Raw genomic sequence first — 24,596 nt, forward strand, 5'->3', positions numbered from 1 at the left:
GTTATAGCATACTTTTTGGACGAGTGCCAAACAAAATGCCAATGGCGACTATAAACCCATTTCTCTGATAAATAATAAATTGACCGAAAACTGCATTGTTTACTACCCCAAGGATAAAAGCTGGGTAATTGATGAGTTTGTGGAATATTAATTTGCTAGATGTCGCCAATGTAGACACCAAAGAGAAACCTCTTTGGTGTTTTTACTAAAACTTTAATTCACTGTGGCAATTTTTCTTGACATACTCTCTCATAAAATCACGAATCAGCTATGCCGATGTTCTGTCGTTGGCAGCGGCAGCCTCTTGAAAGGCTTTTAATAAATGCTCATTGACTCTGATGGTAAAGCTTTTATTTTGATGGTAAAGCTTTTATTTTTGTCTGGTGTGCTCATTTTTGACCCTATCTTAAATGTATTAACTTTTGATTAACACAGTATATCGTCTGTATTAACAAAATTCAAGTTGTTGGGCAATTTGCATAATCAAAATGCACAAAATACCCCTAGATATTATCGTTTTGTATCACTTAAAATCATTTTGTGCTAAAATTTGCCACAAATCGTCAAAATGATAGCTGAGTAATTATTAATGACTTCAATACACCCACAAATCATCACCCAAGCCACAGACCCACAAGATATGCTGGGTATGCTGTGGCTATCTTATCATTTTGGTATACCCTTATGGATAAAGCCTTATGTGATAAGTCAAATTGGCAAAAGCCGTCGCACGCTTACAGAGGGGCATTATACCCAAGAAATCTATCCTGCTCGCACTCGCTTGGGCAATGATGTGGTAGCTCATCTTACCTTTTATCTAAAAAATGAAATACCCAGCCTGGAATTTTTGGCAAGATTATTTCACAAAATAGATGGCAGACTAATCCAAGAATAGGTTAATACCGAGCCAACAGGTCGCTACGCCAGAAGAGCAGCTTTTTTATATGAATGGCTGACAGATGAGCGTTTGGATACGCCGTCTGACATTGGCGGTGGCTATGTCGATGTCTTAGATGGCGATAAAGTGGTGGTGGCAAATACCCCCATTAAAGACAGTCGCTGGCGAGTGAACAATAATATCGCAGGTACTAAGGACTTTGCTCCGATGGTGGTCAAAACACCAATGCTATTATCCGCCATTGCCTTTGATATTAAGGAGTATTTGGCACAGCTTAGGCAGGAGTTTGGCGAGGATTTGTTGGTGCGTGCTTCGGTATGGATTACGTTGCGTGAAAGTCGTGCCAGCTTTACCATTGAGGGAAAGGGCGGTCAAGAAAGTCGCATTGAGCGATTTGCCAGAGTGATGGCAGAACAAATCGGACAAGGCGAAATTGTTTTGTCAGGTGAGAGGCTGGCTGCACTTCAACAGGAAATTATTGGCAAAAGCCTTAGTATTAAACATTTTAGGCTAAGACAGTCGCCTGTATTTGTGGGCGAGAGCAATTATCGCCACGCCAAAGAGATTGTGCATTATATCGCTCCAAATTATGAGGAAGTCCCATTAAAATTAGCGGGTCTAAATACATTTTTTGAAAGTACAAAAGGGCAATCTCCCTTAATCAGAAGTGCAGTCATTGCCTTTGGTTTTGTCTATATACACCCATTGGCAGACGGCAATGGACGCATTCATCGTTTTTTGATGAATGATGTATTAAGGCGAGATAGGCAGACTGATGACCCTGTGATTTTGCCCATCTCTAAAGCCATCATTGACAGTCCTGCAAAGCACTTGTCATTGTATTGTTGTAGATGAGTGGAGCAATCAGGTTTTTGGTTTTTTACAAGACAAATTGCCTGTTTCTTTAAGTTGTCGTCTCCAACGAAACACGGTGTGTCTTGATACACCAAAAGCTTCTATAACAAGGTCAATGTTCTTGCATTTGTCATCATAAGCCAAGGCTTTTTGTCTGATTTCTAGTGAATAAGCCATATAAGTAGTGATTGGTGAATGGTGATGGAGATATGGGGATAATTGGTGTTGTTTTAAGGTTTGTTGGTTATAAAACATCGAACCCTTGATTTCAACCAACAAAAAAGCCCAAACCTTTTGATTTGGACTTTTTAAAATTTGGAGCGGGAAACGAGATTCGAACTCGCGACCCCAACCTTGGCAAGGTTGTGCTCTACCAACTGAGCTATTCCCGCGTGTCAGCGTTTGCTGTATGGGTGGGTATTATATAGGATTTTGTCATCAAGTCAAGTATTTTTTGCAAAAATTTTTGGTAGTAGTCTAAAAAGTATGCTGAACTAGGTTTTCCGTTCGCCCTGAGCCTGCCTGCGGGTAGGAAAACCGTTAGGTTTCCCAAGATCGCCATGAACTGTTTTCTTTGTAGCATACTTTTTGAACCAGAGCCAAATTTTTAAAAGCACTTCAATTAATAACAACTGATAAACTCACGAAACACCCAGCCGATGTATCGGTCGGTTTTGGCGTTAAACACCAATGCCCATGGACGTCCTTTGTCATCATAATCATACTCTGAGACATAGACGGTGGTGCCGTTTTTGACTTGTCCGATAACTTTACCATTGGGCGTGGCACGGGCGTTTAGTGGGGTGCCTGTTGGGTCGGTAACTTTGCAAGTTTGGGCAGATGCAGTGGCTGGCATGGAAAGTACCATACTAAGCCCAATGGCAGTTAGGGTGGGGGCTAGTAAAGATTTGATTTTCATAACAATACTCAAAAAAATAACAATACTCAAAAAGACGTTTATCAATCTTGCGAGTGTATAACAAAACAAGGTATTTGTCAGCATAACACAAATACCCTGTTATTAATAGTCAATTTAACAATAAAACAACCGATTAATTACTTGCCATGACTTCCGCCACACGAACCACCTGTGTGCTATATCCCATTTCGTTGTCATACCACACATACAGTGTTGCGCGCTTGTCGGTGGCGATAGTCGCTTTGGCATCAAAAATCGCCACTTTTTCAGAGCCAACAAAATCAGTAGATACCGCTTCGGGGCTGTCTGAGTAGTCGATTTGCTCTTGCCACTCAATACTTTCTGACTTGGCTTTGATAAAGGCGTTTAGCTCATCAGCAGAACCAACCGCTTTGTCAAAGTTTAGGTTTAAAATCGCCAAAGACACATTGGGCGTTGGCACACGAATGGCATTGCCTGTGAGTTTGCCTTTGAGTTCTGGAATGGCTTTGGATACTGCCGACGCTGCCCCTGTGGACGTCATCACCATGTTTAAGGGAGCGGCACGACCACGGCGGTCAGATTTGTGGTGGTTGTCCACTAAGTTTTGGTCATTGGTAAAGGCGTGGACGGTTTCCATGTGTCCGTTTACGATGCCATAAGTGTCGTGTAGCACTTTTAGCGTTGGTGTGATGGCGTTGGTGGTGCAAGACGCTGCCGATACGATGGTGTCGCCTCCGATGGTGTCATGGTTTACGCCATAGACCACGTTTTTGATGTCACCTTTGGCAGGGGCGGTAAGTAGCACTTTTTTGACGCCTTTGCTTGCCAAATGTTTGCCAAGGCCTGCTTCGTCTTTCCATTTGCCAGTATTGTCAATCACGATGGCGTTGTCAATGCCGTGGGCGGTGTAGTCAATCTCGCTGGGGTCAGAGGCGTAGATGAATTTGATAAAGCGACCGTTCACGATGATACCGCTATTGGCGTTGTCAATTTCCACCGAACCGTCAAACCAACCATGCACGCTATCACGCTCCAATAGCGAACCACGCTTATCAAGGTCGCCGTCTCCTGCGGGGCGTACCACAATGGCTTTTAATTGCAAGCCTTTGTCAGAAGCAGGACGACTCATAAGTAGACGTGCCAAAATACGTCCGATACGCCCAAAGCCATACAGCACCACGTCCGTGGCGGGGATTTCGGTGCCATTGGCAAAGTCGCTTGCTTTTTTACCTGCTTTGACCGCTTGTCCCAAATCGGCGGTGGTGTTGGTAGCGGTAATCTCTTTGGCAAGGGCAAGGGTGTCCGCCACGTCAAGTCCTGCTTTGGCGTGCTTGGCTAGAATGTCCGATACCGACAAAGCCACACGCTCACCAAAAAACAGAATGTTTACGTTTTGGGTAGACAGCTTGGCAAGGGCGACAAGCAGTTCAGTTGCTTGGGTTTCTTGGGTTTGGCGTTTGGTTAGGTGGTCTTGATAAATGCTCATGGCGGCATCCTTTTATGAATGGAATGAATAATATAACAAAACACCCAAATTTTAAAGGAATTTGGGTGTTTTGACAAGGGTTATTTATTTTAAAAATAGGGGTATTTTATTATTTATTATCTAACCATACCAATATTTGCTGATTCGCTTGCGGAAACCGTTCATCACTTTGTAATAAAGTCATTTTATCAAGCCATAATAAAGCCTGATTGTCCAAGCCGAATTTTTTGTCTTTAAAATCAAGATACTGGCTATCGGTTAGGGCAATTTCATACACATATAGTCTCACCATTTTATCGCCATAATCATGGCAAATCTGCCCAAACTCACACATGCTATTGGTAGAGATATCTAATCCCAGCTCCTCGCCCACTTCACGGATTATGGTGGTTTGGGGTGTTTCATTTGATTCAATCTTACCGCCAACAAATTCCAATTTACCGCCTTGATGTTGATGAGCATGACGGGTCGCCAATAAAAATTCATCATGGTATCGTAATACTGCTACCGCCACAGAGGTGATTTTTGGGGATGTTTCGCATTTGGTAGTCATATTTATACCTTTTATCAGAAAAATGAGCAATTTTACCAAATTTTGCAATTTATATTTGCAATCTTAGGAAAGTTTGGTATCATATCTACAAATGATAATTTTTATTGTTTGTAAAAATTTAGTGTTTAGATAAAATTATCATTTTAAGCCAATAGTTATTATCAGCTAGACGGCTCGGAAAAATATCCGCAACCCGTCCAAACATAAGGAAACTTGTCATGACCATGACTATCGCTCGTTATTTTAGCAACCGTGAATCCACTCGCTTGCCCACCCTACATTCACAAAACCTGTTCGCTCTCACCAAGGAGGTACGGATTGAACATCAGGGCGAAGAATATCGCTTGCGTCTGACACGCAATAACCGCTTGATTTTAACCAAATAATTTATCAAAATTTCATAAACTCCAAACCAAAAAGCACGCCCCTAATCTGTGGTATGCTTTTTGGTTTTTGTCTTGGATAGGGCGAATTGCAATTTACCCCTACAATACCACCTAAAATCAATTAACAATGCCATCACCCAACCTAAAATCTCCAACGATAAATTACATCAACCATGTTCTCAGTGGCAGATGTCGCCTGCACATAGACACGGCGAGTCAGCTGATATCGCATGGACAGCTCGGTCTCAGCATTGAACACGCCCACGCCATAGCGGATATATAAATCAGGCGTGATGTAGCCTGTAACATTAACATGCGTATCGCTTGAATTGCCCGATGCGTCCACCGTCAAGCTCTCAAAGCCTAATGCACTGCCGATTTGGTTGGTAAGTCCACGTGTGCCTGATAAGCCAAGACTTAGCCCTGCCGCTGCTAGGTTATTGGTGACCTGTGAGCGAAATCCTTGTTCAGAGATTTGGCTGTCTGCCGATGGCGACAGTCGCCCTGTAATGATGGCGTTCATCGCTTGCTGTTCGGATAGCCCTGCGTTATTGAACACGCTAATGTCTGGGGCATTTGCTGTACCTTTAATACGCACGCCTACTGTTTGTCCTTCAATTTCTTTTTCAGCTTCAATGGATAAGCGTGGATTTAGCATGTCGCCATTAAAACGGACTTGGGCGTAGTTAAGCTCTAGATTTTGTCCAATGCCGTCAATCTTGGTGCGTTCAGACACCTGTATCATGCCCCGAGCTTGGGTCTTGCCCTGTCCGCTTTGGGTCAGGTGCAACGCCCCTGCCAGTGGCAGTCTAGCACCAAAACCACGAAATGTCACATCATCACCCAAATCCAATCCGATGTCGGCATTGATACTCCATGGGGCAGACACTGCCAAAATTTGCTCAACTTTGCCCGAAAGACGACGGTCAAGCACCGACACATCAGGCGACTGAACCACGACATCACCCTGTGCTTCGGGCGGGCGAATGGTTGCTGATGGTATGACCACCACGCCTTTGATGTCCACATAGCGAGATGAAGGTCTAACCACCACTTCAAGGTCGGGACTGACCTGTGCCACAACCATAGGGGGCGAGCTGATGGTCAAATCATCGGCAGAGATGTTTACTTTGGCTTGGAGTTCCTGTTGCCAGTCCACCTGCCCCGTCAGCACACCCTGCCCCTGCCCACCGACAAAATCACCTGCCAATGTCGCTTGCGTGCCTGACACTTGGGCTGATAGGTTGATGTTTGTCAAATCCAATGGCACATCCATGACCGCCAAATGCCCATCCGTCAGCTCAGCATTACCATAAAACAAGGGGCGAGATAGCGTACCACCCACACCACCTTGGAGCGTGACGTTGCCTGATAGGGCTTTTAGGCTCGGCAAAAATGGACGCACCACTGCCAAATCAATGCCATTAATCACCACCGCTCCCGAGATGGGCTTATCATCGGTGAATGGATTCATCAGCACATCAGCATAGCCCTCGCCTATCGTCCCTGCCACATCGGCGCGTAGTTTTAGCCCCGTGGGCGTGCTTTGGGCGATGACCGAGATACGCTCATAGGGCATTTCCACATAGCCTGTATCATCGCCATACAGTCCCAGTCGCCCATTATCCGAATATAGCACGGCATTGATTTGGGGACTGGTATTGCCTTTTTTGTGGCTGATTTTGGCTTTGCCATTTAACTTAGAATGCCAAAAAATATCACTGGGCATGGCAGGCGAGAGTACGGACGTATCAAGGTCTTGGACGACCAAATCCGCTTTGATTTCATTGGGGGTATAGACCAGCGTGTCTTGTAGGCACAAAGACCCTGTACCGCCTGCATGGGTTTTACTGGTCTGCCAACAGTGCGGAGCGATTTGTAAGCTCTTATCTAGCCCTATCTTAAACTCGGTCGGCTGTCTTTGTGACAACAGCCCAAAGCGGGTCTCCATCCGTCCCTCGCCCAGTACGCCTTGATAAGTCTTGGTTCGTCTGTTAAAACCACCCACCACTTTGGCACGTGCCTCCACCTGAGCATTTTTGGTTGTCAGTGCTAACTCGTGCTTATCCTGCGTACCTTTAAAATCAAATCGTGCCGAATTCACCACTCGCCCCATGGCGATGATGTCTGAGACCTCAGCCAATAGCTGACTAGGAGCATTGCCCAGATTGACAATTTTACCCACCACACTCGCCTTTTGGACAATGACATCCGCCGTACGCACGTCATTGGCATTTAAATCCACATAAATGGTCGGTAACTCGGTGCGATTATCCACCAAAATCACACCGCCTTTTATCGCCCCCCGAGCACTCGGGATGAGCTGACTTAGGTCGGTAAGATTAAGTGCTGTGGTGAGATTTTGCTCATTGCCATGCATGCTTGCGACATTATCGCCCATGCGAACTTGGACTTTATCGGCGTTTAACTTACGGATGATTTGGCGGGTTTGTTTGGTGTTTTGTTTTAACTGACGCTGAAAATCGGTAATACTTTGCAAATCAAAACTGTCAGGACTGGTTTTTAGACTGCCAATATATCCACCCAAATCATCAGGCAAATCAAACTCCCCCGACAGCGACCCTGTGGCAGTCACATTCTGCCCTCGCATGACACCTGTCAGAGCCAAGCCATCAATGGCGATACGCTGAATGTCCCTACCCCATCGCCCTGTCGTGGTAAAGCCCCCTGTCAGCTCGCTGTCCATGTCACGCACAAAGCGACCGATGTTCAAGGCATTCATTTTTGCCGTCAAGTCCCACGCCATCTGCCCGACATCCACCGTCCCTGACGCTGACAACTCGCCTGCCTCCCCTGTATGCTCTAAGCGATGTACCACAAAGCGGTTATCCTCTCCGCTGACATCCACTGCAAGCTGACCATCTGGGATGTCATCATGGGCGACTTGACCGTCAAATTTGGCAGTGAGTTTGCCCAGTTTGCCATCTTGATAACTGCCTATGCTACTCATGTCGCCTGTGATGACAGCAAGCAAGCTCGTATTATCCACCACGGCAGACGTATCTATCTCATCAAGGCGAGCCTTGATGTCCCAACCAATGCCTTGGGCGAGTGTCAGCACCCCCGACCCTGACAGCCTGCCTTTGGGCGTGCGATAATTTAGGGTACTGATGTTCATCTTATCTAGGTCGCCATGAACCCCAAGCAAAATATCGCCCGTACCAATCTTAGGCAGTAGGCTCTGACCGAATTTACCTTTAAAGTCAGTGGTAAAATGACTAACGTCCGAACCTACTATTTGCACCAACGCCTTGCCCTCGCCTGACAGAGTCATGGTACTGTCATCGGCAAGGGTCGCTGTCAAGTCCGAGCGAATGATGTTAATCTCATGCGACTGTCTTGTATGATTTGGCTCTTTTGGCGAGCTTGCTCGATTTGTCCTTACCTTGGTATTTTGCTTATCTTCACGCATTCGCCCTGTGGCTAGAATAGTGCCTTTGATGAGTGAAAACGGGGTCTTATCAGGGGTGTCAAAATACGCATTCGGCATAAAGCCATCGGTCGCCAAATCAAACTGCCAAGCCAACGGCGTGCTGGTCGTGGCAAGGTCAATCCGCCCCGTCCCCGTCAAGTCCCCAAGCTCGCCTTGATAATGAAAATCGGTTAGATGAATCCGCTCGCCCTTTTCGATATTGGCACGAATGTCATAATCCCCCACAGGGGCAACCGATAACGCCTTGATGTTCGCCTTGCCCTCGATGTAGGTTCGCCCCTCTTCTAGGCGAATACTTGCCGTACCGTGTGGACTATTGATGTTATCGATGTTTGGCACGCCTGCCCGCACCAAGTTTTGCCAATCGGCATGAACCCGCCACGGAGCGTTAGGGCTGTCTTGGCTTTGGGCAAGCGTTGCCTGTACTCGCTCGCCATCTTTTTGGGCTAGGTCAAATGCCAAGCGAGTCTCATTGGTCGCCTTGTCCAGATAAAAATATTGAAAATCCAAAGCCCCATCTAGCACCGTCGGCAGATACGCCTGATAATCGGTGTATTCAACAGGCATGAACTCACGCACTCGCACGCCATCGCCACGCACCGTCACATCCATCATGAACTCATCTGACCACGCCATGTTGCCATCGGCATGAAGCTGTCCGCTTGGGGTGTCTGCCGTTAATGCCTCGATGTCCATACCACCATCACGCACCACGCCCCGACCATAATACCGACCGGCTGGTATGTCTCTGCCTGCTAAGTCGGCATTCATGCGTAACTCAATGCGTTCAACCACGCCATCAGCGGTAATTATCCCATCTTTTATCGTGATGTTCTGCTCTTCGGCATAGGGCAGGACGACATGATTGACGTACAGTTTGGCACTAAATGGCGAGCCATCATCTAGTCCTTGGGCGACGAACTCGCCATGAATGTCGTGTTTATTATATTTACTGGTGACCTTGCCGTGCGTGCGTTTGAGCGTACCTTTGGCGGTGGCGTGTAGTATGTCAAAATACGCTTTATCCAAAGCGGGCACCTTAACATCCGCCGTGGCAGAGAGCGGATAGTCGCCTGTCAAACGAATCTCGCCATTGACATTACTCACGCTCACGTCATGGTTAAAATCAAGGCTCCCGCCTTTGATATGCACATCCGTCCCTGCCCATTTGCCATCTACCAAGGCGATGTCATACAGATAAATGGCGTCTTTATAACCGCCTTTGCTGTTTTTTTGGGTGTAGCTGACCGTGCTTGCGGTCGTGTTTTGTAGGCGTAGGCTAACGGGCAAATCAATGGTCGCATAATCAAACGGCTCGCCTGTGGGCGGTTTGTGATTGATGATGTCAAGCTTATCAATGCTTGCTTCTGCCAAATGCACTTGACGGGCAAAGACCGCTTGCCAGCCCAATTTGACATAGGCTTGATTGACCTTTATCTCCATGTCTTCGCCTTGGGCAATGATGACATCATTCACCCACACGCCCCCACGCAAACTGCCTTTGCCGTAGGACAGCTTGGTGCCGGTCTCGGTTGCGATTTTTTCTAAAACAAATTTGGTGCCGGTCTCGGTACTAATGGCATAAAACAGCAATGCAAAAATCAGCACGAGCACAATAATAATGGCGACAAACAGCCGAATGAGATACACCTGCCATTTGGGTTTTGGCGGTGTGTGTGATGGGTTTGTGCCTGACTGATGGGACAAATCCGTCCCTGCCTTATCATCAGGCGTGGCATTTTGGGGGTCGGTGGGTTTGTGGTCAGTCATGGCAAACAGTGGTCGTTAAGCGATAAAATTATCATAAAAAATGGTGCATTAAACCATAATTTGAGCAATTTTTCAATGTAAAATCAATGCAAATCAATCATCATGACAAATAAGAATATATGCCAAATTTGAACATAAGATAAAAAATTACTCACTTAAAAATCAATGCTTTACAGCTTTATATAGGGTAAATTGCAATTTTCCCTTACAAATCCATCCAAAAAAATCATCCACTCACAATGCCCACGAATATTTAAAATGCAAATTTGAACGGGCTTATGATTTATATTCTCTTAGAAAGGTGCCCCGATAAAAAAGTGCAATTTCACTGATTTGTCTTTTTCGCCCACGCCTGTTGCCACGTCCAGTCGCACTTGCCCCACAGGGGACGCATAACGCACGCCCACGCCTGCCCCGACTTTGGTGTCATTTTTAAAGTCCTTATCATAAGCATTACCCACATCGGCAAATACGGCCAGTCGCAAGCCTTCTAAGATTTCGTAGTTATACTCGCCACTTGCCACGGCTAGGGCTTGACCGCCCGTCAGATAGCCTTTATCGGACAAAGGTGACAGGCTTTCATAGTTATAGCCACGAATGCTTTGGTCGCCCCCTGCAAAAAAGCGGAGTTTGTACGGCACGGCATTAAAATCATCCGCCCACAGATAGCCTAGGTTGAGACTGCCGATGAGTTGGTGCTGACGGTCTTTGCCGTAGCTGTTATCACCAAAGCTATACACACCGCTAAGCCCTGCTCGCAGTATCGCCATGTCGGTATCGGCGAGCAGTCCTTCTTTGCCCAGCTCTAACGAGTAGTACTGACGATAGCCCCGCATGGGATTTGCCAGATTGTCCGCCACCATCTTATTCATGGCATAGCCCAGCAGTAGGGCTTCTTGGGTGGGCTTGCCACCTTCAAACTGCACCGGCAAATCCTGCCACGTCTCTCTTGGAGCGTTGGTTTCAAGCTCATCTAGGCGATATCGTAGCGAATAGGTGCGATTCCAGCCATTTTCCTTGATGATATTACGGCTTAGCCCCGTCTCCAAAGTCTTACTTGATAAGTCAAAATGCCCCACACCTTGGTCGATTTTCTCTTCATCATAACCCAGTGAAGCTTTGACTTTATCGTTTAAAGGATGACTCATGGGACGGGTGATGTACATCTCCACGCCCTTTTTGTTTTGCGAGACTCGCACGTCCGCCCCTGCTTGCATGCCATCTCGGTTTAAGAGATTGTGCTCAATCTTGGTAATGAGTCTTGCCCCATTATCTGACCCCCAACCCACACCGATTTGGGCATCTCGGGGTTTGTCTGACATCACAAAGATATATAGTGGCACTTTTTTGTCTTCATAGACATCCTGCCCACCTTTTCGCCCTGCCAATACAGGCGACTCTACGCCTTCGGGTAGCTCTGGCAGAACATCGCTGGATTCATCGGGCAGTATCATCTTAGCCACGCTACTGACTGCATCCGAGATACGCCCTAGGATACTGCGTGACTGCTTACTGCTGTCGGTGACAAGCAGACGGTCATCAGGGGCGTTATAGAGTCGTTCGGCTTTTTGTTTGACCAACGCCAGTTTGTCGCTGATAATCTCACTTGTGGTAAAGTCAATCGGGTCAATGGTCGCCGTCACACCATCACCCAAATCCACCGTCTGACTGCCATCATCCGTCTCGGCTCGGGCAGTGGTATTTTCAAAATTAATCCCCGTCTCTGGGGTCTGACTGGGCGGGACTATCTCGGTATTGACTGCATTAAAATAACCCGTGGCAAGTAAGTTATTGCTTAGATTGCGTGTGGCGGTGCGATTATAGGCATCGCCCATCTCAAAGGTGACCAGCTTGCGTAGCACTTCGGGCTTGACAGGCAGTTTGTCAGGGTCGGTCGTCAGCTGACCTGTATCCTTATCCACGGTAAAGAACACCACATCATCAAAGCGGTATTGCTCGCCTGTGTCATAGACTAGGTTCACATCCGCCACATTGTCAGGCAGTATCACATCCACTGAATTACTAAGCCATCTGCCATCAAAATAACCATGCTCGCCACTGACTTCATCAATAACCGCCTTATTGGCTTCATAGTTGCCATGATGAAAGACATCGCCCTGTTTGAGCGGAGCGTTGTCTTGGGCTTGGACATAGGCAGGGTCATCCGCCCCCAAACCACGCACGTCTAGCACCGCATTATCCACGACGACAGGCTCGCCCAAATCATGCATGACCAGATTTATCTCGCCTGCCCCTGCCCGCTCTATGCTAAAATTCAAATCATAATAGCCCACCGCTTGACCTGCAGTGATAACCGTCTGCCTAAGGCGTGCCACCGACGCCCCAAAGTCCGCCACACTCTCAGCACTAATCTCTTCTAAGGCGGTCACGATGTTGGCAAATGGCTCAGATTTTAGAGTTTTACGGGCGACTTTGTCGGCATTATCGGTTGCTTTGGCGTTGTTCATGCGTCTTGCCATCATCTTGGCTTGCAGGGCTTCAAAGTCATCCAAACTCTCCACCGCCGTATCCCAGCCCACACGCTCGCCCCCGTGATAGACATTGACTTTTAGGCGAGTGACCGCTTCTACACCGTCATTGAACAGGCGGCTGTACAGGCGTTTGACCAGATTTGGCGGTTTAATCTCATCGACGATGGCATCAGGGCGTGGGGGCGGTGTGTTCGCCTCATATTCGTACTCGGGCAAATAAGCGGTCGGGTCAAGCTCGCCCTCCGTCTCATCCTGCCCTGCGGTCACACTCTCATAAGTGGGCAGTTTGGTAATGGCACTCTCATCCAGCCCGATAGGTGTTTTATCCGTACCCAGCGTGGCAATGTCGCCATCTTCAATCTTAGCAAAACCATCTTCATGGCGGGTGTCGGCATGACTGACATCTGCCGTCTCATAAAAGCGGTTGTCCATACTGGCATCTTGTAATTTTTTCTCAATCTCTGCCGTGGTCAGCATTTGACTGGCGGACATGTCCCCAAAAAACACATCATCAAGCAGACCATCTGCCAACATCTCTGTACCGCTCAGCTTGCCATCATCCATCACGCCATTATCTGTCTTGCTTGGCTCGCTGTTATTGGTCTCGCCCGCCCCCACAGACATGGACGCATCAGGATTGACCGTGGGCAGTGGTGCTGACAGTTGGCTCGCTATCGCAGGCAATACCCCAACCCCCATCAGGGCATGCAAGCACAAGAGCAGGCGTGTTTTTTTGTGTACAGATACAACTTTTTTCATGATAAATTTTAAAAATTTTAAAAATATCTGCTATTATAAGCAACTAAATTATCATTATCAACACACAAAACATCATGGCATCCCAATTCTTCCTATTTAGAACCCGTCGTTTTAGCTCGATGTTTGCCACTCAGTTTTTGGGTGCATTTAATGACAACGTGTTCAAACAGGCACTCATCTTGGTGCTTACCTACACCGCCGCCGCCAAAATGGGCGTTGCGGTCAGCTTGCTTAACAACCTTGCCGCCTTACTATTTATCTTGCCTTACTTTTTGTTTTCAGCATTGGCAGGGCAAATCGCCGATAAATACGAAAAATCACAACTCACCCAAAAACTTAAACTATTAGAAATCATCATCATGGTTTTGGCGGCGGTCGGATTTGTCTTTGAGCTATACCCTCTGCTGTTTGTGGCGTTATTTTTAATGGGCACGCATTCTACCTTTTTTGGCCCTGTCAAATATGCCTACCTGCCCGAAGTCATGCACAAAGATGAGCTGGTCGGGGCAAATGGGCTGTTCCAAACTGGCACCAGTCTTGCCATCCTGACAGGCATGATGTTGGCGGGGGTCTTAACTCAGCTCAACAACTCGCTGGTATGGATATCGGGCATGACCCTACTCATCGCCATCTTGGGTTTTATCGCATCTCGCTTTATCCCTGTCGTCCCACCCCACGAGCCGAATTTAAACGTAGATTATAATATTTTTCGCACCAGTTTTAATATCATCAAATATTTGTATGGTTTACCGTTATTGTTTTTTATCATTTTGGGTAATAGCTGGTTTTGGTTTTATGGGGCGACTTTTTTAACCCAAACCCCTGAATTTAGCAAAGTGATTTTGCATGGTAATGAATCGGTGGTGATTTTATTATTAACCTTATTTTCTGTTGGTACTGCCATCGGCTCATTATTATGCAAAACACTCACCAAAAACCAAATCAGCCTAAAACTTTTGCCCATCGGCATCATCGGTCTTAGCGTGTTTGCCGTGGATTTATATCTATCACTAAGCAGTATTCATATTAATGCCCCTGCCCATGGCACTTATACCATCAGCGAGCTGTTAAATATGAATGGCACAACTCGGGTATTTGCCGATTTGTTTTTATTGGGGTTGTCAGGCGGTATTTATATCGTGCCATTATATGCTTTTATGCAGGCTTATGCTCCCATCAGCCATCGCTCACGCATTGTTGGGGCGAATAATATTTTTAATGCGATATTTATGGTTGGCTCTGCCATTTTCTCTATTATCATTTTAACGGTATTAACATTATCCATCCCTCAATTATTTTTAATCACAGGTGTGATTAATGCTGTTTTTGGGATATTTTTATACATCAAATTAACCTGTTATAAAGACAGCATGGCAATGGCAGAAGATGACGGCATGATTTAATTATTTTAAAAACACAAAAAGCCATGTTATTTATTAACATGGCTTTTTATACGGCTTATCCTTTCTCAAATTTATATACAGCTAACAAAATTGAATTTTGCTACGAAAACCGTGGTACTTTTTCATTTTGTAGAGTGTATTTTGGCATAAAAAGAACCACGTATCAACACATGCTTGCAATGCTCCAAGAAGTCTACCCATCGCTCTTTTTGGAGCGGACGGTTATGACAAAATCAATAAAGGAACAATGACGGATTATAGCGTTCTCAATACGAATAAAATTTGAAAAATTTTTACAAAAAATAGTTTCATTCATTTTCCGAAAAATTGTGGCGAAAATCAAGTCGCAAAAGGCGTGAACAAAAATGGAGAAATCATCTGCGGTGCAAGACTTTCTAATATTCTGGTGAATGTCCGTGTAACCGACGGAACAGGAATTATTGAAAATATAAAAACCAAAGAAAAGAAAAATCTTCAAAAAAATGACACCTTCACCGTAACGGACAAAGTCATGCTCAGCACGACCGACAAATCTCTGGAAATCGCATTTGCCGATGATTCTATCATTCGTCTAGAAACGGATACCAAGATTTCACTTTCTGGAATCAAAGATCACGACGGAATCCGCACACTTGCCGAAGCGAGTTATGACCGCGGGCTACTCTGGGGGCGTGTTGTCTCACCTGATGGGCCGTCATTGCGACATGGAGAGATTATTGCCTGAGTGCGTGGAACGAGCATTGCCTTAACGGAAGATAGCATCTATGCTTTACAATCGCAGCATCATGATAGCGCCGTAACAATTCAAAAATCTGGAAATACCATCAATATGTGAGAATGTTCACAGATTTCTATCAAAAATCCTGATAAAGCCAATACTATCAGCAATGGTGGCGAGCGTTGTATGGGAGCGAAAATCTCATACGCAGGAAGAGACGATATTGTCCGTGAAAACACCAAAAAAGACATTGCCTATCTCAATACGCTCATCGCCGAGAATAAAACAAATAATCATATAGAAAAAGAAAGAAATATCGCCTGACCGCAAAAAATAGAAAAAAATGAAAAATTCTGTCCAGACACAAAAAATCCTATATTCTGGCCGAATGTCATGGATGCAAGTCAGATGTGTCAGGATGAAAAGGTGTATGCTATGGTTATAAAAGAAGCTGGAAAAAATCCAATTTTATATTACTTTAATAAAAATGGAAAGATTCAACAAAGCAACGGAACAAAAATACAAAGAAGTATTCGATATAATTTTCAAATAAATGAAAATTTTTATAATAATTTTAATGAATATTTTATAAAAACTTTTAAAGAGATTAATGGTGAGGCGGTTTCAAATATTTCACTTTCTGATGGTGACAATGCCCAAAAAAGACCAACTATTTATTATAAATGAAATTCTTATGAAGAGGACAATGAAATATATATAAAAAATAATTTTGAATATTCTACTAATGATATTTGAATTGATCTATGAGATATTAAAGTTTTAAAATTTCTAAAAAAATAATATACCTTTTCGGTATATTATTTTTTTAGAATCAAAACGGATTTAATGATGGTAGTAATATGGTGCGCTGAGTTTTTAGTGTGGGATTGGTTTTACTTTGTAGGAATAATTTTAGTTCATTATTTGAGGAGGTTGCAGGATGGTGAATAAAGGTGAAGGTTTTTTCGTGGAGGTTTATGATTTTATGATTATCTGGAAGTTCTACTCATCATCGTCGTCGCAGTTCATATCATGTTATTTCTATATTATCTCACAAATAAGGCTTTAAATCAATGGTTACTTGTTTATATGTTTTTCAGTCTCGCAAGCTTGTTGGCAGTTTTGATATTATATTATTGAACTCGTCTGGTGTCATGATTGGCGTTACTGGTGCTGTTTTAATGGTTGCTTTTGCTTCGTTTGGATTGATGGCAGGTGTATATTCTCCTGTATTTCCATTTTTTGCCTCGGCAGTTGTCGTGATGGTATATTCACCATCAATCAGTCCTGAGAATACGCCGTTTTTACTCTTGACTTGTGTTCCACCCACTGTTGTAAGCACATATTCTACATTTTCCACTCCATCCATATCTATAATACCGTGATCGGTTACACGAATCGTGTTTCCATTTTCTACTACAATAGTTGGTTGCTTGAATGCTGTGAGTGTATCAAGGATTTCTTGTTGTTCGCTTGAAGATGTCTCTGTTTTTATGTTGGCGACTACTGTTCCGAGTCTATCCACCTCTTTGACACTGTGGGGGCTGGCGGTGCTGATGACTTGACGGACATGGGCGTTCATGCGTGCCAATGAGTCCGTGCCACGCTTGCCACGCAGTGATGAGCCACCACCGAAATGATAGGTTAGCCCTATGCCACCGCCGTTATCGCTCTTGCCGTCTTGACGATGATGAAACAGGTGAGCATTCACAGAGATAGGCATGCCTGTGATACTGTGCTGTATGCCTGTCTCATAGCGTGAGTCAGTGTCGGCATATACATACGCCATAGAGCGGTCGCTGTCATAGTAATGCTGATAGCGGACGTTGGCGTGTGTGTCGCTGTCCATGCCGAACTCATGACGAAGCCCTGTGCGAATTTCGCCATGTTGCCCCACATCAAAAGTCGCTCCCACGTTCGCATAGCCACGCACATCACCGTCAAAGGTGCGTGTGGTTGTTGTGGTTGTGTGCGTTGTGGTGATGGTTTTGATGTTGCCTGCGGTCGTCTCTGACGTGTGAGTCTGATGAATGGTGCTACTGCCTAAGTGTTTATTATCGCCACGATGAACGATGACGTTTGCGTCTATGTTTGCACGCTCGGACAGATACACCCCACCGACTGACGCACCGTAGGCGGATAGGTCGGTATTGTGATGATTTTCGTTGGCATAGGACGCTGTGCCATAGACATAGCCGTGTGCGAGCGATTTGCCCACACCGATAATGGCGTGTGTGTCGTCTGTGGTTCTGTCAGCGGATATGCCTGTTTTTCGGCCGTGATTGACCACTCCAAACTGCACAGATGAGTTTGGCTTACTAAATGGATAACGCACCGACTCACTGGCATGGACAGATAGCCCCACCATAGATAACGGCACAACAATCATCAAGCGATGAATGGTTCAAGATAGCACAGTATGTCTAAAAATCATAGTGTTAAGAGAATTGCTTTATGCCTGACACCTGCTAGGACAGAGCCTTTATCGTCGCCAAGATGAAGATGATGCGCTAATGGGATTAAGTGTTACGGTCTTGTTTGTTCAATCTACGCTTGTATGACGGAGTTCCACGTCCGAATTTCGTCATAGTCGCCCAAACACCCTTAACCCCATGAAATATGCTATCCACCGCTTCGGCTTGTCTGCTCTCCCCGTCTTAGCTCATTAGTAACAAACTAACTGCCAAAACGGACAAAAGGGCATCATGCGTGAGTCAGGTTTATGCAATTTTCCCCATAAAAAGTGAAAATTTGTTGTATATTAGCGAATGTTTTGTGTGTTGTCAAGGGCGTGTTGGGGATTTTTTGTAAATGGGGGTGTTATTTTTTAAGTGGGTTTGTTGATGAATAAATATTATTTGGTGTTATTAATGAGCCATGCCTTTGGGTGCATTTGTAAGGGCGAGTCACATTCGCCCTGTGATACGGTGTTGATTTTTATCAAAATTAAAAATTTTTTCAATAAATTAATCACTGATATAAAGTTAAAAATGGGGCTGTTTTTATTGAATTTAGAACAGATCTATGTAACAATAAATGGAGCGGATGACGGGAATCGAACCCGCACCAAGGAGGGAAATCCTATGTCAGGCACTGAAAACCTGCGTGCTACCTTTACACTACATCCGCATGGTATTATCCTATCACATCGCCCACATCATATCAAGGACATCTATGAAAACCAACAGCAAACGCCGACTAAAACGACTGATAGAACGGGTCAATACCGTCATCATGGCATGGGGCAGTGAGACCCGCCCAAAACGCCATAAATTCGGCGAGACCACCACCCTACCGCCTTTGTATCAAGTCATGGCATATCAAGGCGAAGCGATACTTCTGCAACGCTTTTTTGGTGTGTTGCGTGAACGTCTGGGCATGGATATGGAGCATAGGGCGTATTTGGCGTTTTATGAACAGGTAGTAGAGCATGGCGGGTTTTTGTTGGACTTCATCAGTCGCACCGAGTGGCTTACGATTGTAAGTGGCGATACATCACTACCCAACATCACCAAGCACCAAGCCAAACAGCTCTACTGTATCCTACTGGCGGTCATCTCAGAACGCTCGCCTGCGATGATAAGTGTGGCGTGTGATGAGCTATTTATACATCTGTACAAACAGCAATTCCCAAGCCAAACGACCACCGAACGGCAGACCACCACCGACCAACTTCGCCACAAACTCACCAACAAACTGCGTAAAATCACGCACACCCCCTGCCAAATCAAAGAGTCCTTTCATCAAGATGATGATAAAGTAGTGTTTTGCCTAATGTATCGCAAGGACGACCGAAACCGTTATGAACCGCTCATCAGTCTAGAACGCCCACGCCTAAAAACCGCTCGCCTGTCGGCTTATCAAACTCTGCTAGATGACGATAAGCTGGCGGACAAACTCAGTTATGTGTATGAGCTTGCGTCTAAGAAAAAGCGGATTATCACGTTTAAAGATGTAGGGTGATGTCAATGTTGAAAGTGTAGAGTAAAAAGTTTCCCAACAACCCCTATCACACGTCCCCACTCATCATCACCGCCATGTCAATGGCACGCCTTAGACTACTGCTACTTGCCTGCCCTGTCCCTGCCAAATCCAATGCCGTGCCGTGGTCTACGGACGTTCGCACATAGGGCAAGCCTAGCGTGATATTGACCGTATCGCCAAAGCCGTGTGATTTTAGGGGGGCAAGCCCTTGGTCATGATACATGGCAATCACCGCATCCGCCATCGCCAGATGTCGCTCGGTAAACAAGGTATCGGCAGGCATGGCAAGACTGATCTCCATGCCGTTTTTGCGAAAATCATGCAAAACAGGGTTGATAACCATCAGCTCTTCATCGCCCAGATGTCCGTCTTCGCCTGCGTGGGGGTTTAGTCCGCATACTAGGATTTTGGGGCGGGTTATGCCAAATTTATGCACCATCTCATCGTGAGTGATTTGCACCGTTTGGCGAATCTCTTGGGGTGTGATGGCACTGGGTACGTCTTTTAGGGGGATATGCGTGGTTACTAGGGCAACTTTCATCTTGGCATTGGCAAGCATCATCACAACCTTGTCCACGCCTGCCTTGTGCATAAAATACTCGGTATGACCGCTAAATTTATCACCATTGTCTAGGCACACCCCGCCGTCTATCATCACTGATTTTTGTAGGGGAGCGGTGATGATGGCACGGACTTGGCGAGTGGTGGCAAGTGTGTGGGCGATGTCAAGCTGAGCCTTGACCATGTGGGCATTATCGACATTTAGCACACCTGCGACCACAGAGGCAAAACAAGGCACATGGAGTAGATAGATAGGGCGTGGGTCAGATGAGTCAATCCCACCGATGTCATCTATCACTGCCATGTCCGCCAGTATGTCCGCCTGTGCCTTGCCTTGCTTTTGTAACTGTGCCACTCGCTCGGCAAAGGCGTGTTTGTCCGCACAGATGATAAGGGGCGTGGGCAAGGCGTGGGCGTGATGGGTCAGCGTATCAATGACGATGTCCATGCCAATGCCAGCAGGTTCGCCTGTGGTGATGAGTAGGGGTTTGGGAGGTGTGGTCTGCATATTGATGTCATCTGTGGATAAATGAGTCGTCTATTTTACCGATTAATTAACATTTTAAAAAGCACATTTTTGGGCTTTGTGGTAAAATTTACCGCCTACTTTTTAAAAAAATAAACATCATCGCCATGACCGAAGCTAGCACCCTAAAAGATGCCAACACCACCAATGATGACCTACTGACCCTACAACCGCCACATAACATGGACATCGAGCGGGCGTTACTGGCGTCGCTCATGAGTATTGATGATTCTTTTGAGAAAATCGACGGCATTGTCAAGGCAGAAGATTTTTATGGCGAGCGTCATCGGCAGATTTTTAATGCCATCAATCATTTATCACGGGTCAATCAGCCTTATGATACGCTGATGGTGCATGACTTTTTGAGTCAGCAAAACCTACTTGCCATGGCAGGCGGGGAAGAGTATCTCATGCAAATCAACCAAAGCCCTGCCACGCTCTTTAACCTAATCCCCTATGCCGAGCGGGTGCGTGAGTTCTCGGTCTATCGTCAGCTCATCAAATCCGCCAATACCATGCTCAATCTGGCGTATCACCCCAAAAAACAGACCGTGAGCGAGATTTTGGACGTGGTCGAAGCGGATATTTTTCGTATCAATGAAGACTACTCTCGTGGCACGGGCAAACAGGGGGTTCGGCGAGTTGAAGACATCTTGCAAAGCGTGACCGACCAGCTCGTTGAGATTAAAAGCCGTCAAGGCGGACTCATCGGACTGCGTACGCCCTTTGAAGAGCTAAATAACAAAACCCAAGGCTTACAGCGGGGCGATCTCATTATTTTGGCGGCACGTCCGTCCATGGGGAAGACCACCTTTGCCATGAATCTCGCCCAAGAAGTACTGGTGCAAGAGCTACCCGTGGTCATGTTCTCCATGGAGATGCCTGCCGAATCCATTCTCATGCGGATGATGTCGGGGTTTAGTAGCATTAACCAAAGCAACCTACGCTCAGCACAGATGAGCGAAGATGAGTGGGTGCGTCTGTCGCAGGCGATGACCTTTTTTCAAAACACTCATCTGTACATCGACGACCGTAACAACCTACCGCCATCCGAAGTCCGCTCTACCTGCCGACGTATCGCCAAAAACCACCCCGAAGGCTTGGGCATGATTGTCGTGGATTATTTACAGCTTATGAAAGTACCGGGCATGGAGAACAACCGTGTCCAAGAGATTGGCGAGATTAGCCGAAGCCTAAAAGCCCTAGCCCGTGAGATGAACTGCCCTGTCATCGCCCTATCTCAGCTTAACCGTAGCCTAGAACAACGTACCGACAAACGCCCGATGATGGCGGATTTGCGTGAGTCAGGGGCGATTGAGCAGGACGCTGACTTGATTATGTTCATCTATCGTGATGAAGTGTATTATAAGGACAAGGCGGACAACAAAGGCTTTGCCGAGATTATCATTGGCAAACAGCGTAACGGCCCTATCGGTAAACTGCCCCTTAAGTTTGTGGGAGAGTACACCCGCTTTGATAATCTCATCGTTGGCGACAGACCCGATGATTATGAAGAAGAATGACAAATAAACAGGACAATCCATGCGACACACTCACATCACCATAAGCCAAACCGCCCTAGCCCATAATCTAGACATCATCAAACGCCACGCTCCCCATGCGTCCATCATGGTAATGGTCAAGGCAAATGCTTACGGTCATGGGGTCGCCCACTGCCTGCCTGCTCTTATGCAAGCGGACGCTTTTGGTGTGGCAAGTTTTGATGAAGCCTTGACGGTGCATGAGATTTGTGGGCAGTTATCCAAACGCATTATTCTCATCGAAGGCGTGTTTAGTCAAGATGAGTGGCTTGTCGCCCAAACACACGGTTTTGAATGCGTGGTGCATTGTCAAGCCCAACTGGACTGGGCGTTATCGCACGTTCCGCCTATAGATAGCCCCACACGCACCATTTGGCTCAAATACAACACGGGCATGAACCGCTTAGGTCTTGGGCATGATGACGTACTCACTTGTGCCAAACTTTTACATGATAAGGGCTATCGGCTGATTCTTGCCAGTCATTTTGCCTGTGCTGATGACAAAGACCACCCTGCCAATGCCCAACAAATCAAGCAGTTTGATGACGTACTAACCACCCTAAAATCTTTGTACGGCGATGTACAAGGCTCGCTCTGTAACTCGGCAGGTATCATCAACTTCCCCCACGCTCATCATGACTGGGTGCGTGCAGGCATTGCCTTGTATGGGGCAAGTCCTGTGGCGGATAGCTCTGCCGATGACTTAGGTTTGTCGCCTGTGATGAATTTCACCGCCCAAATCTTTGCCACGCATGAGCTGCCTATAGGCGAGCAGGTCGGCTATGGCGGACTGTGGACAGCAGATAAACCTACTCGCATTGGCGTGCTAAGTGTCGGCTATGGCGACGGCTACCCCCGTGTGGTTACTGATGCTAAGGTATCCATTACCAAAGACGCTCAAACTTATCTTGCCCCCATTGTCGGACGTGTCGCCATGGACATGACGATGATAGACGTCACAGGCTTGCCTGTGGGTGTGGGCGATACGGTCATGCTATGGGGCGACGATTTACCTGCCGACAACGTGGCACATTGGGCGAATACCATTAGTTATGAGCTGTTTTGTAAAACCACCAACCGCCCACATCGGGGTGTTGTGGCATAAGTTTAATTACCAATAAAATCGGTTAAGGCATTGCATTTTTATAAAAAGATTTGTTATACTCATGCCTTTATTTTTTTCATGATTAAAACAAGGAGTTGGCATGAGCGTTCGCCATTTTTTAACCTTACTTGACCTATCCAAAGACGAACTTCGCACCGTTATCAGTCGTGCCAGTGAACTTCGCCAAATGCAACACAAAGGCGAGATTTATCGCCCTTTTGTCGGTCGCACGCTTGCCATGATTTTTGAAAAATCCAGCACTCGCACCCGTGTGTCCTTTGAGACAGGCATGGGACAGTTTGGCGGTCAGGCTTTGTTTTTGTCGCCCAACGACACCCAGCTTGGGCGTGGCGAACCGATAGAAGATTCGGCTCGTGTGATTAGCTCAATGACCGACATCGTGATGATTCGTACATTCGCCCATGAGCGTGTAGAGACCTTTGCCAAACACTCGTCCGTGCCAGTCATCAACGCCTTGACCGATGATTATCACCCTTGCCAACTGCTTGCCGACATGCAGACCTTTTTTGAACACAAAGGCGACATCAAAGGCAAGACGGTAACGTGGGTCGGCGATGGCAACAATATGTGCAACTCATATATCCTAGCGTCCGAGCAGTTTGATTTTCATCTAAATATCGCCACGCCAAAGGGCTACGAGCCAAACAGTGAACTGGTCGCCCGATACGCCCACCGCCTGACCTTGACAAACAGCGTTGCCGATGCGGTTAAAGGTTCACACCTTGTCGTTACAGACGTGTGGGCAAGCATGGGACAAGAAGCTGAGCAGAAAAAACGTGAAGCCGACTTTGTAGGCTTTCAAATCACGCCTAAGCTACTAGACACCGCCGATAAAGACGTGCTATTTATGCACTGCCTGCCTGCTCATCGTGGCGAAGAGATAAGCCATGACCTACTAGATGACCCCCGTTCGGTGGTGTGGGATGAAGCGGAGAATCGTTTGCACGCCCAAAAAGCACTCATGGAGTTTTTGTTAAAAGATAAGATTAAATTGGCTTGATGCTATTGTATGCCATCAAGGGGGTGTGTCTAGCACGCCCCTGCACACATCATTGAATTTGTCGTAATTTTAAAGTTTTGTGAACATAATCCCTACCCCACGCCCTTTTTAAAACCCATTATGAATAAATCGGACATAAGTAACTTGGATTATGTTAAATAAAATTTCCCTTAAAAATTTCCC

20 protein-coding genes and 1 tRNA gene are annotated in these 24,596 nt (G+C 46.2%); 12 read left to right on the plus strand and 9 right to left on the minus strand.

Going from position 1 to position 24,596, the window contains the following annotated elements; translation table 11 throughout:
• Positions 1 to 589 precede the first annotated feature (589 nt).
• Positions 590 to 895, plus strand: coding sequence for a hypothetical protein (locus B0182_RS01380; RefSeq protein ID WP_078273231.1), 306 nt, complete (start codon positions 590 to 592; stop codon positions 893 to 895).
• A 72-nt stretch (positions 896 to 967) separates the two neighbouring features.
• The gene (locus tag B0182_RS01385; RefSeq protein WP_078273232.1) at positions 968 to 1,753 is read left to right on the plus strand and encodes a Fic family protein; all 786 of its coding nucleotides are present in this window, start codon (positions 968 to 970) and stop codon (positions 1,751 to 1,753) included.
• A gap of 9 nt (positions 1,754 to 1,762) precedes the next feature.
• On the opposite strand, the gene B0182_RS14140 is transcribed toward B0182_RS01385, so the two are convergent.
• The 5 genes from B0182_RS14140 to B0182_RS01415 form a co-directional block, all read right to left on the minus strand.
• A complete protein-coding gene (locus B0182_RS14140) occupies positions 1,763 to 1,930 on the minus strand; it encodes an IS630 transposase-related protein (RefSeq protein WP_158079588.1) in 168 nt (55 codons plus the stop codon).
• A 139-nt stretch (positions 1,931 to 2,069) separates the two neighbouring features.
• Positions 2,070 to 2,145, minus strand: a tRNA-Gly gene (locus B0182_RS01395).
• Between the two features lie 230 nt (positions 2,146 to 2,375).
• On the minus strand, positions 2,376 to 2,672 hold the full coding sequence (locus tag B0182_RS01405) for an SH3 domain-containing protein (RefSeq protein ID WP_078273235.1): 297 nt from the start codon (positions 2,670 to 2,672) through the stop codon (positions 2,376 to 2,378).
• Between the two features lie 133 nt (positions 2,673 to 2,805).
• On the minus strand, positions 2,806 to 4,140 hold the full coding sequence (locus tag B0182_RS01410) for a glyceraldehyde-3-phosphate dehydrogenase (RefSeq protein ID WP_078273236.1): 1,335 nt from the start codon (positions 4,138 to 4,140) through the stop codon (positions 2,806 to 2,808).
• Positions 4,141 to 4,249: 109 nt separating this feature from the next.
• Positions 4,250 to 4,693 carry an NUDIX domain-containing protein gene (locus B0182_RS01415; protein WP_078273237.1) on the minus strand — a complete coding sequence of 148 codons (444 nt, stop codon included), beginning with the start codon at positions 4,691 to 4,693 and terminating at the stop codon, positions 4,250 to 4,252.
• Positions 4,694 to 4,917: 224 nt separating this feature from the next.
• On the opposite strand from B0182_RS01415, the gene hemP reads away from it, so the two are divergent.
• Positions 4,918 to 5,079, plus strand: coding sequence for a hemin uptake protein HemP (hemP, locus tag B0182_RS01420; RefSeq protein ID WP_227514671.1), 162 nt, complete (start codon positions 4,918 to 4,920; stop codon positions 5,077 to 5,079).
• Positions 5,080 to 5,221: 142 nt separating this feature from the next.
• On the opposite strand, the gene B0182_RS01425 is transcribed toward hemP, so the two are convergent.
• Positions 5,222 to 10,303, minus strand: a complete 5,082-nt coding sequence (locus tag B0182_RS01425; RefSeq protein WP_078273239.1) for a translocation/assembly module TamB domain-containing protein — start codon at positions 10,301 to 10,303, stop codon at positions 5,222 to 5,224.
• A gap of 293 nt (positions 10,304 to 10,596) precedes the next feature.
• Positions 10,597 to 13,554 carry an autotransporter assembly complex protein TamA gene (locus B0182_RS01430; protein ID WP_228157816.1) on the minus strand — a complete coding sequence of 986 codons (2,958 nt, stop codon included), beginning with the start codon at positions 13,552 to 13,554 and terminating at the stop codon, positions 10,597 to 10,599.
• A 74-nt stretch (positions 13,555 to 13,628) separates the two neighbouring features.
• Between B0182_RS01430 and B0182_RS01435 the strand changes: the two genes are divergently transcribed.
• The 4 genes from B0182_RS01435 (at position 13,629) to B0182_RS01445 (ending at position 16,362) form a co-directional block, all read left to right on the plus strand.
• On the plus strand, positions 13,629 to 14,957 hold the full coding sequence (locus B0182_RS01435) for an MFS transporter (RefSeq protein WP_078273240.1): 1,329 nt from the start codon (positions 13,629 to 13,631) through the stop codon (positions 14,955 to 14,957).
• Between the two features lie 355 nt (positions 14,958 to 15,312).
• Positions 15,313 to 15,681, plus strand: coding sequence for a hypothetical protein (locus B0182_RS01440; RefSeq protein WP_112742231.1), 369 nt, complete (start codon positions 15,313 to 15,315; stop codon positions 15,679 to 15,681).
• A gap of 180 nt (positions 15,682 to 15,861) precedes the next feature.
• Positions 15,862 to 15,999: a hypothetical protein gene (locus B0182_RS14145; RefSeq protein WP_158079589.1), complete on the plus strand. Its 138-nt coding sequence runs from the start codon at positions 15,862 to 15,864 to the stop codon at positions 15,997 to 15,999.
• Between the two features lie 69 nt (positions 16,000 to 16,068).
• On the plus strand, positions 16,069 to 16,362 hold the full coding sequence (locus B0182_RS01445; RefSeq protein WP_143821639.1) for a hypothetical protein: 294 nt from the start codon (positions 16,069 to 16,071) through the stop codon (positions 16,360 to 16,362).
• A 409-nt stretch (positions 16,363 to 16,771) separates the two neighbouring features.
• On the opposite strand, the gene B0182_RS01450 is transcribed toward B0182_RS01445, so the two are convergent.
• Entirely contained in the window at positions 16,772 to 18,064 is a 1,293-nt protein-coding gene (locus B0182_RS01450) for a hypothetical protein (RefSeq protein ID WP_112742230.1), read from the minus strand.
• A gap of 694 nt (positions 18,065 to 18,758) precedes the next feature.
• Between B0182_RS01450 and B0182_RS14150 the strand changes: the two genes are divergently transcribed.
• The gene (locus tag B0182_RS14150) at positions 18,759 to 18,926 is read left to right on the plus strand and encodes a hypothetical protein (protein ID WP_158079590.1); all 168 of its coding nucleotides are present in this window, start codon (positions 18,759 to 18,761) and stop codon (positions 18,924 to 18,926) included.
• Entirely contained in the window at positions 18,850 to 19,638 is a 789-nt protein-coding gene (locus B0182_RS01460) for a hypothetical protein (protein ID WP_078273244.1), read from the plus strand. Before B0182_RS14150 ends, B0182_RS01460 begins: the two co-directional genes overlap by 77 nt.
• Positions 19,639 to 19,684: 46 nt before the next feature.
• Here B0182_RS01460 and pdxA read toward each other — a convergent pair whose 3' ends face one another.
• Positions 19,685 to 20,728: a 4-hydroxythreonine-4-phosphate dehydrogenase PdxA gene (gene pdxA / locus B0182_RS01465; RefSeq protein ID WP_078273245.1), complete on the minus strand. Its 1,044-nt coding sequence runs from the start codon at positions 20,726 to 20,728 to the stop codon at positions 19,685 to 19,687.
• A 125-nt stretch (positions 20,729 to 20,853) separates the two neighbouring features.
• On the opposite strand from pdxA, the gene dnaB reads away from it, so the two are divergent.
• The 3 genes from dnaB (at position 20,854) to argF (ending at position 24,413) form a co-directional block, all read left to right on the plus strand.
• The gene (gene dnaB, locus B0182_RS01470) at positions 20,854 to 22,269 is read left to right on the plus strand and encodes a replicative DNA helicase (RefSeq protein WP_078273246.1); all 1,416 of its coding nucleotides are present in this window, start codon (positions 20,854 to 20,856) and stop codon (positions 22,267 to 22,269) included.
• Between the two features lie 19 nt (positions 22,270 to 22,288).
• Positions 22,289 to 23,392 (plus strand): alanine racemase, encoded by a 1,104-nt coding sequence (alr, locus tag B0182_RS01475; RefSeq protein WP_078273247.1) that lies wholly within the window; start codon positions 22,289 to 22,291, stop codon positions 23,390 to 23,392.
• A 100-nt stretch (positions 23,393 to 23,492) separates the two neighbouring features.
• Positions 23,493 to 24,413 carry an ornithine carbamoyltransferase gene (argF, locus tag B0182_RS01480; RefSeq protein WP_078273248.1) on the plus strand — a complete coding sequence of 307 codons (921 nt, stop codon included), beginning with the start codon at positions 23,493 to 23,495 and terminating at the stop codon, positions 24,411 to 24,413.
• Positions 24,414 to 24,596 lie beyond the last annotated feature (183 nt).

It is taken from the genome of Moraxella bovis, assembly GCF_002014975.1.
Lineage (GTDB): Bacteria > Pseudomonadota > Gammaproteobacteria > Pseudomonadales > Moraxellaceae > Moraxella > Moraxella bovis.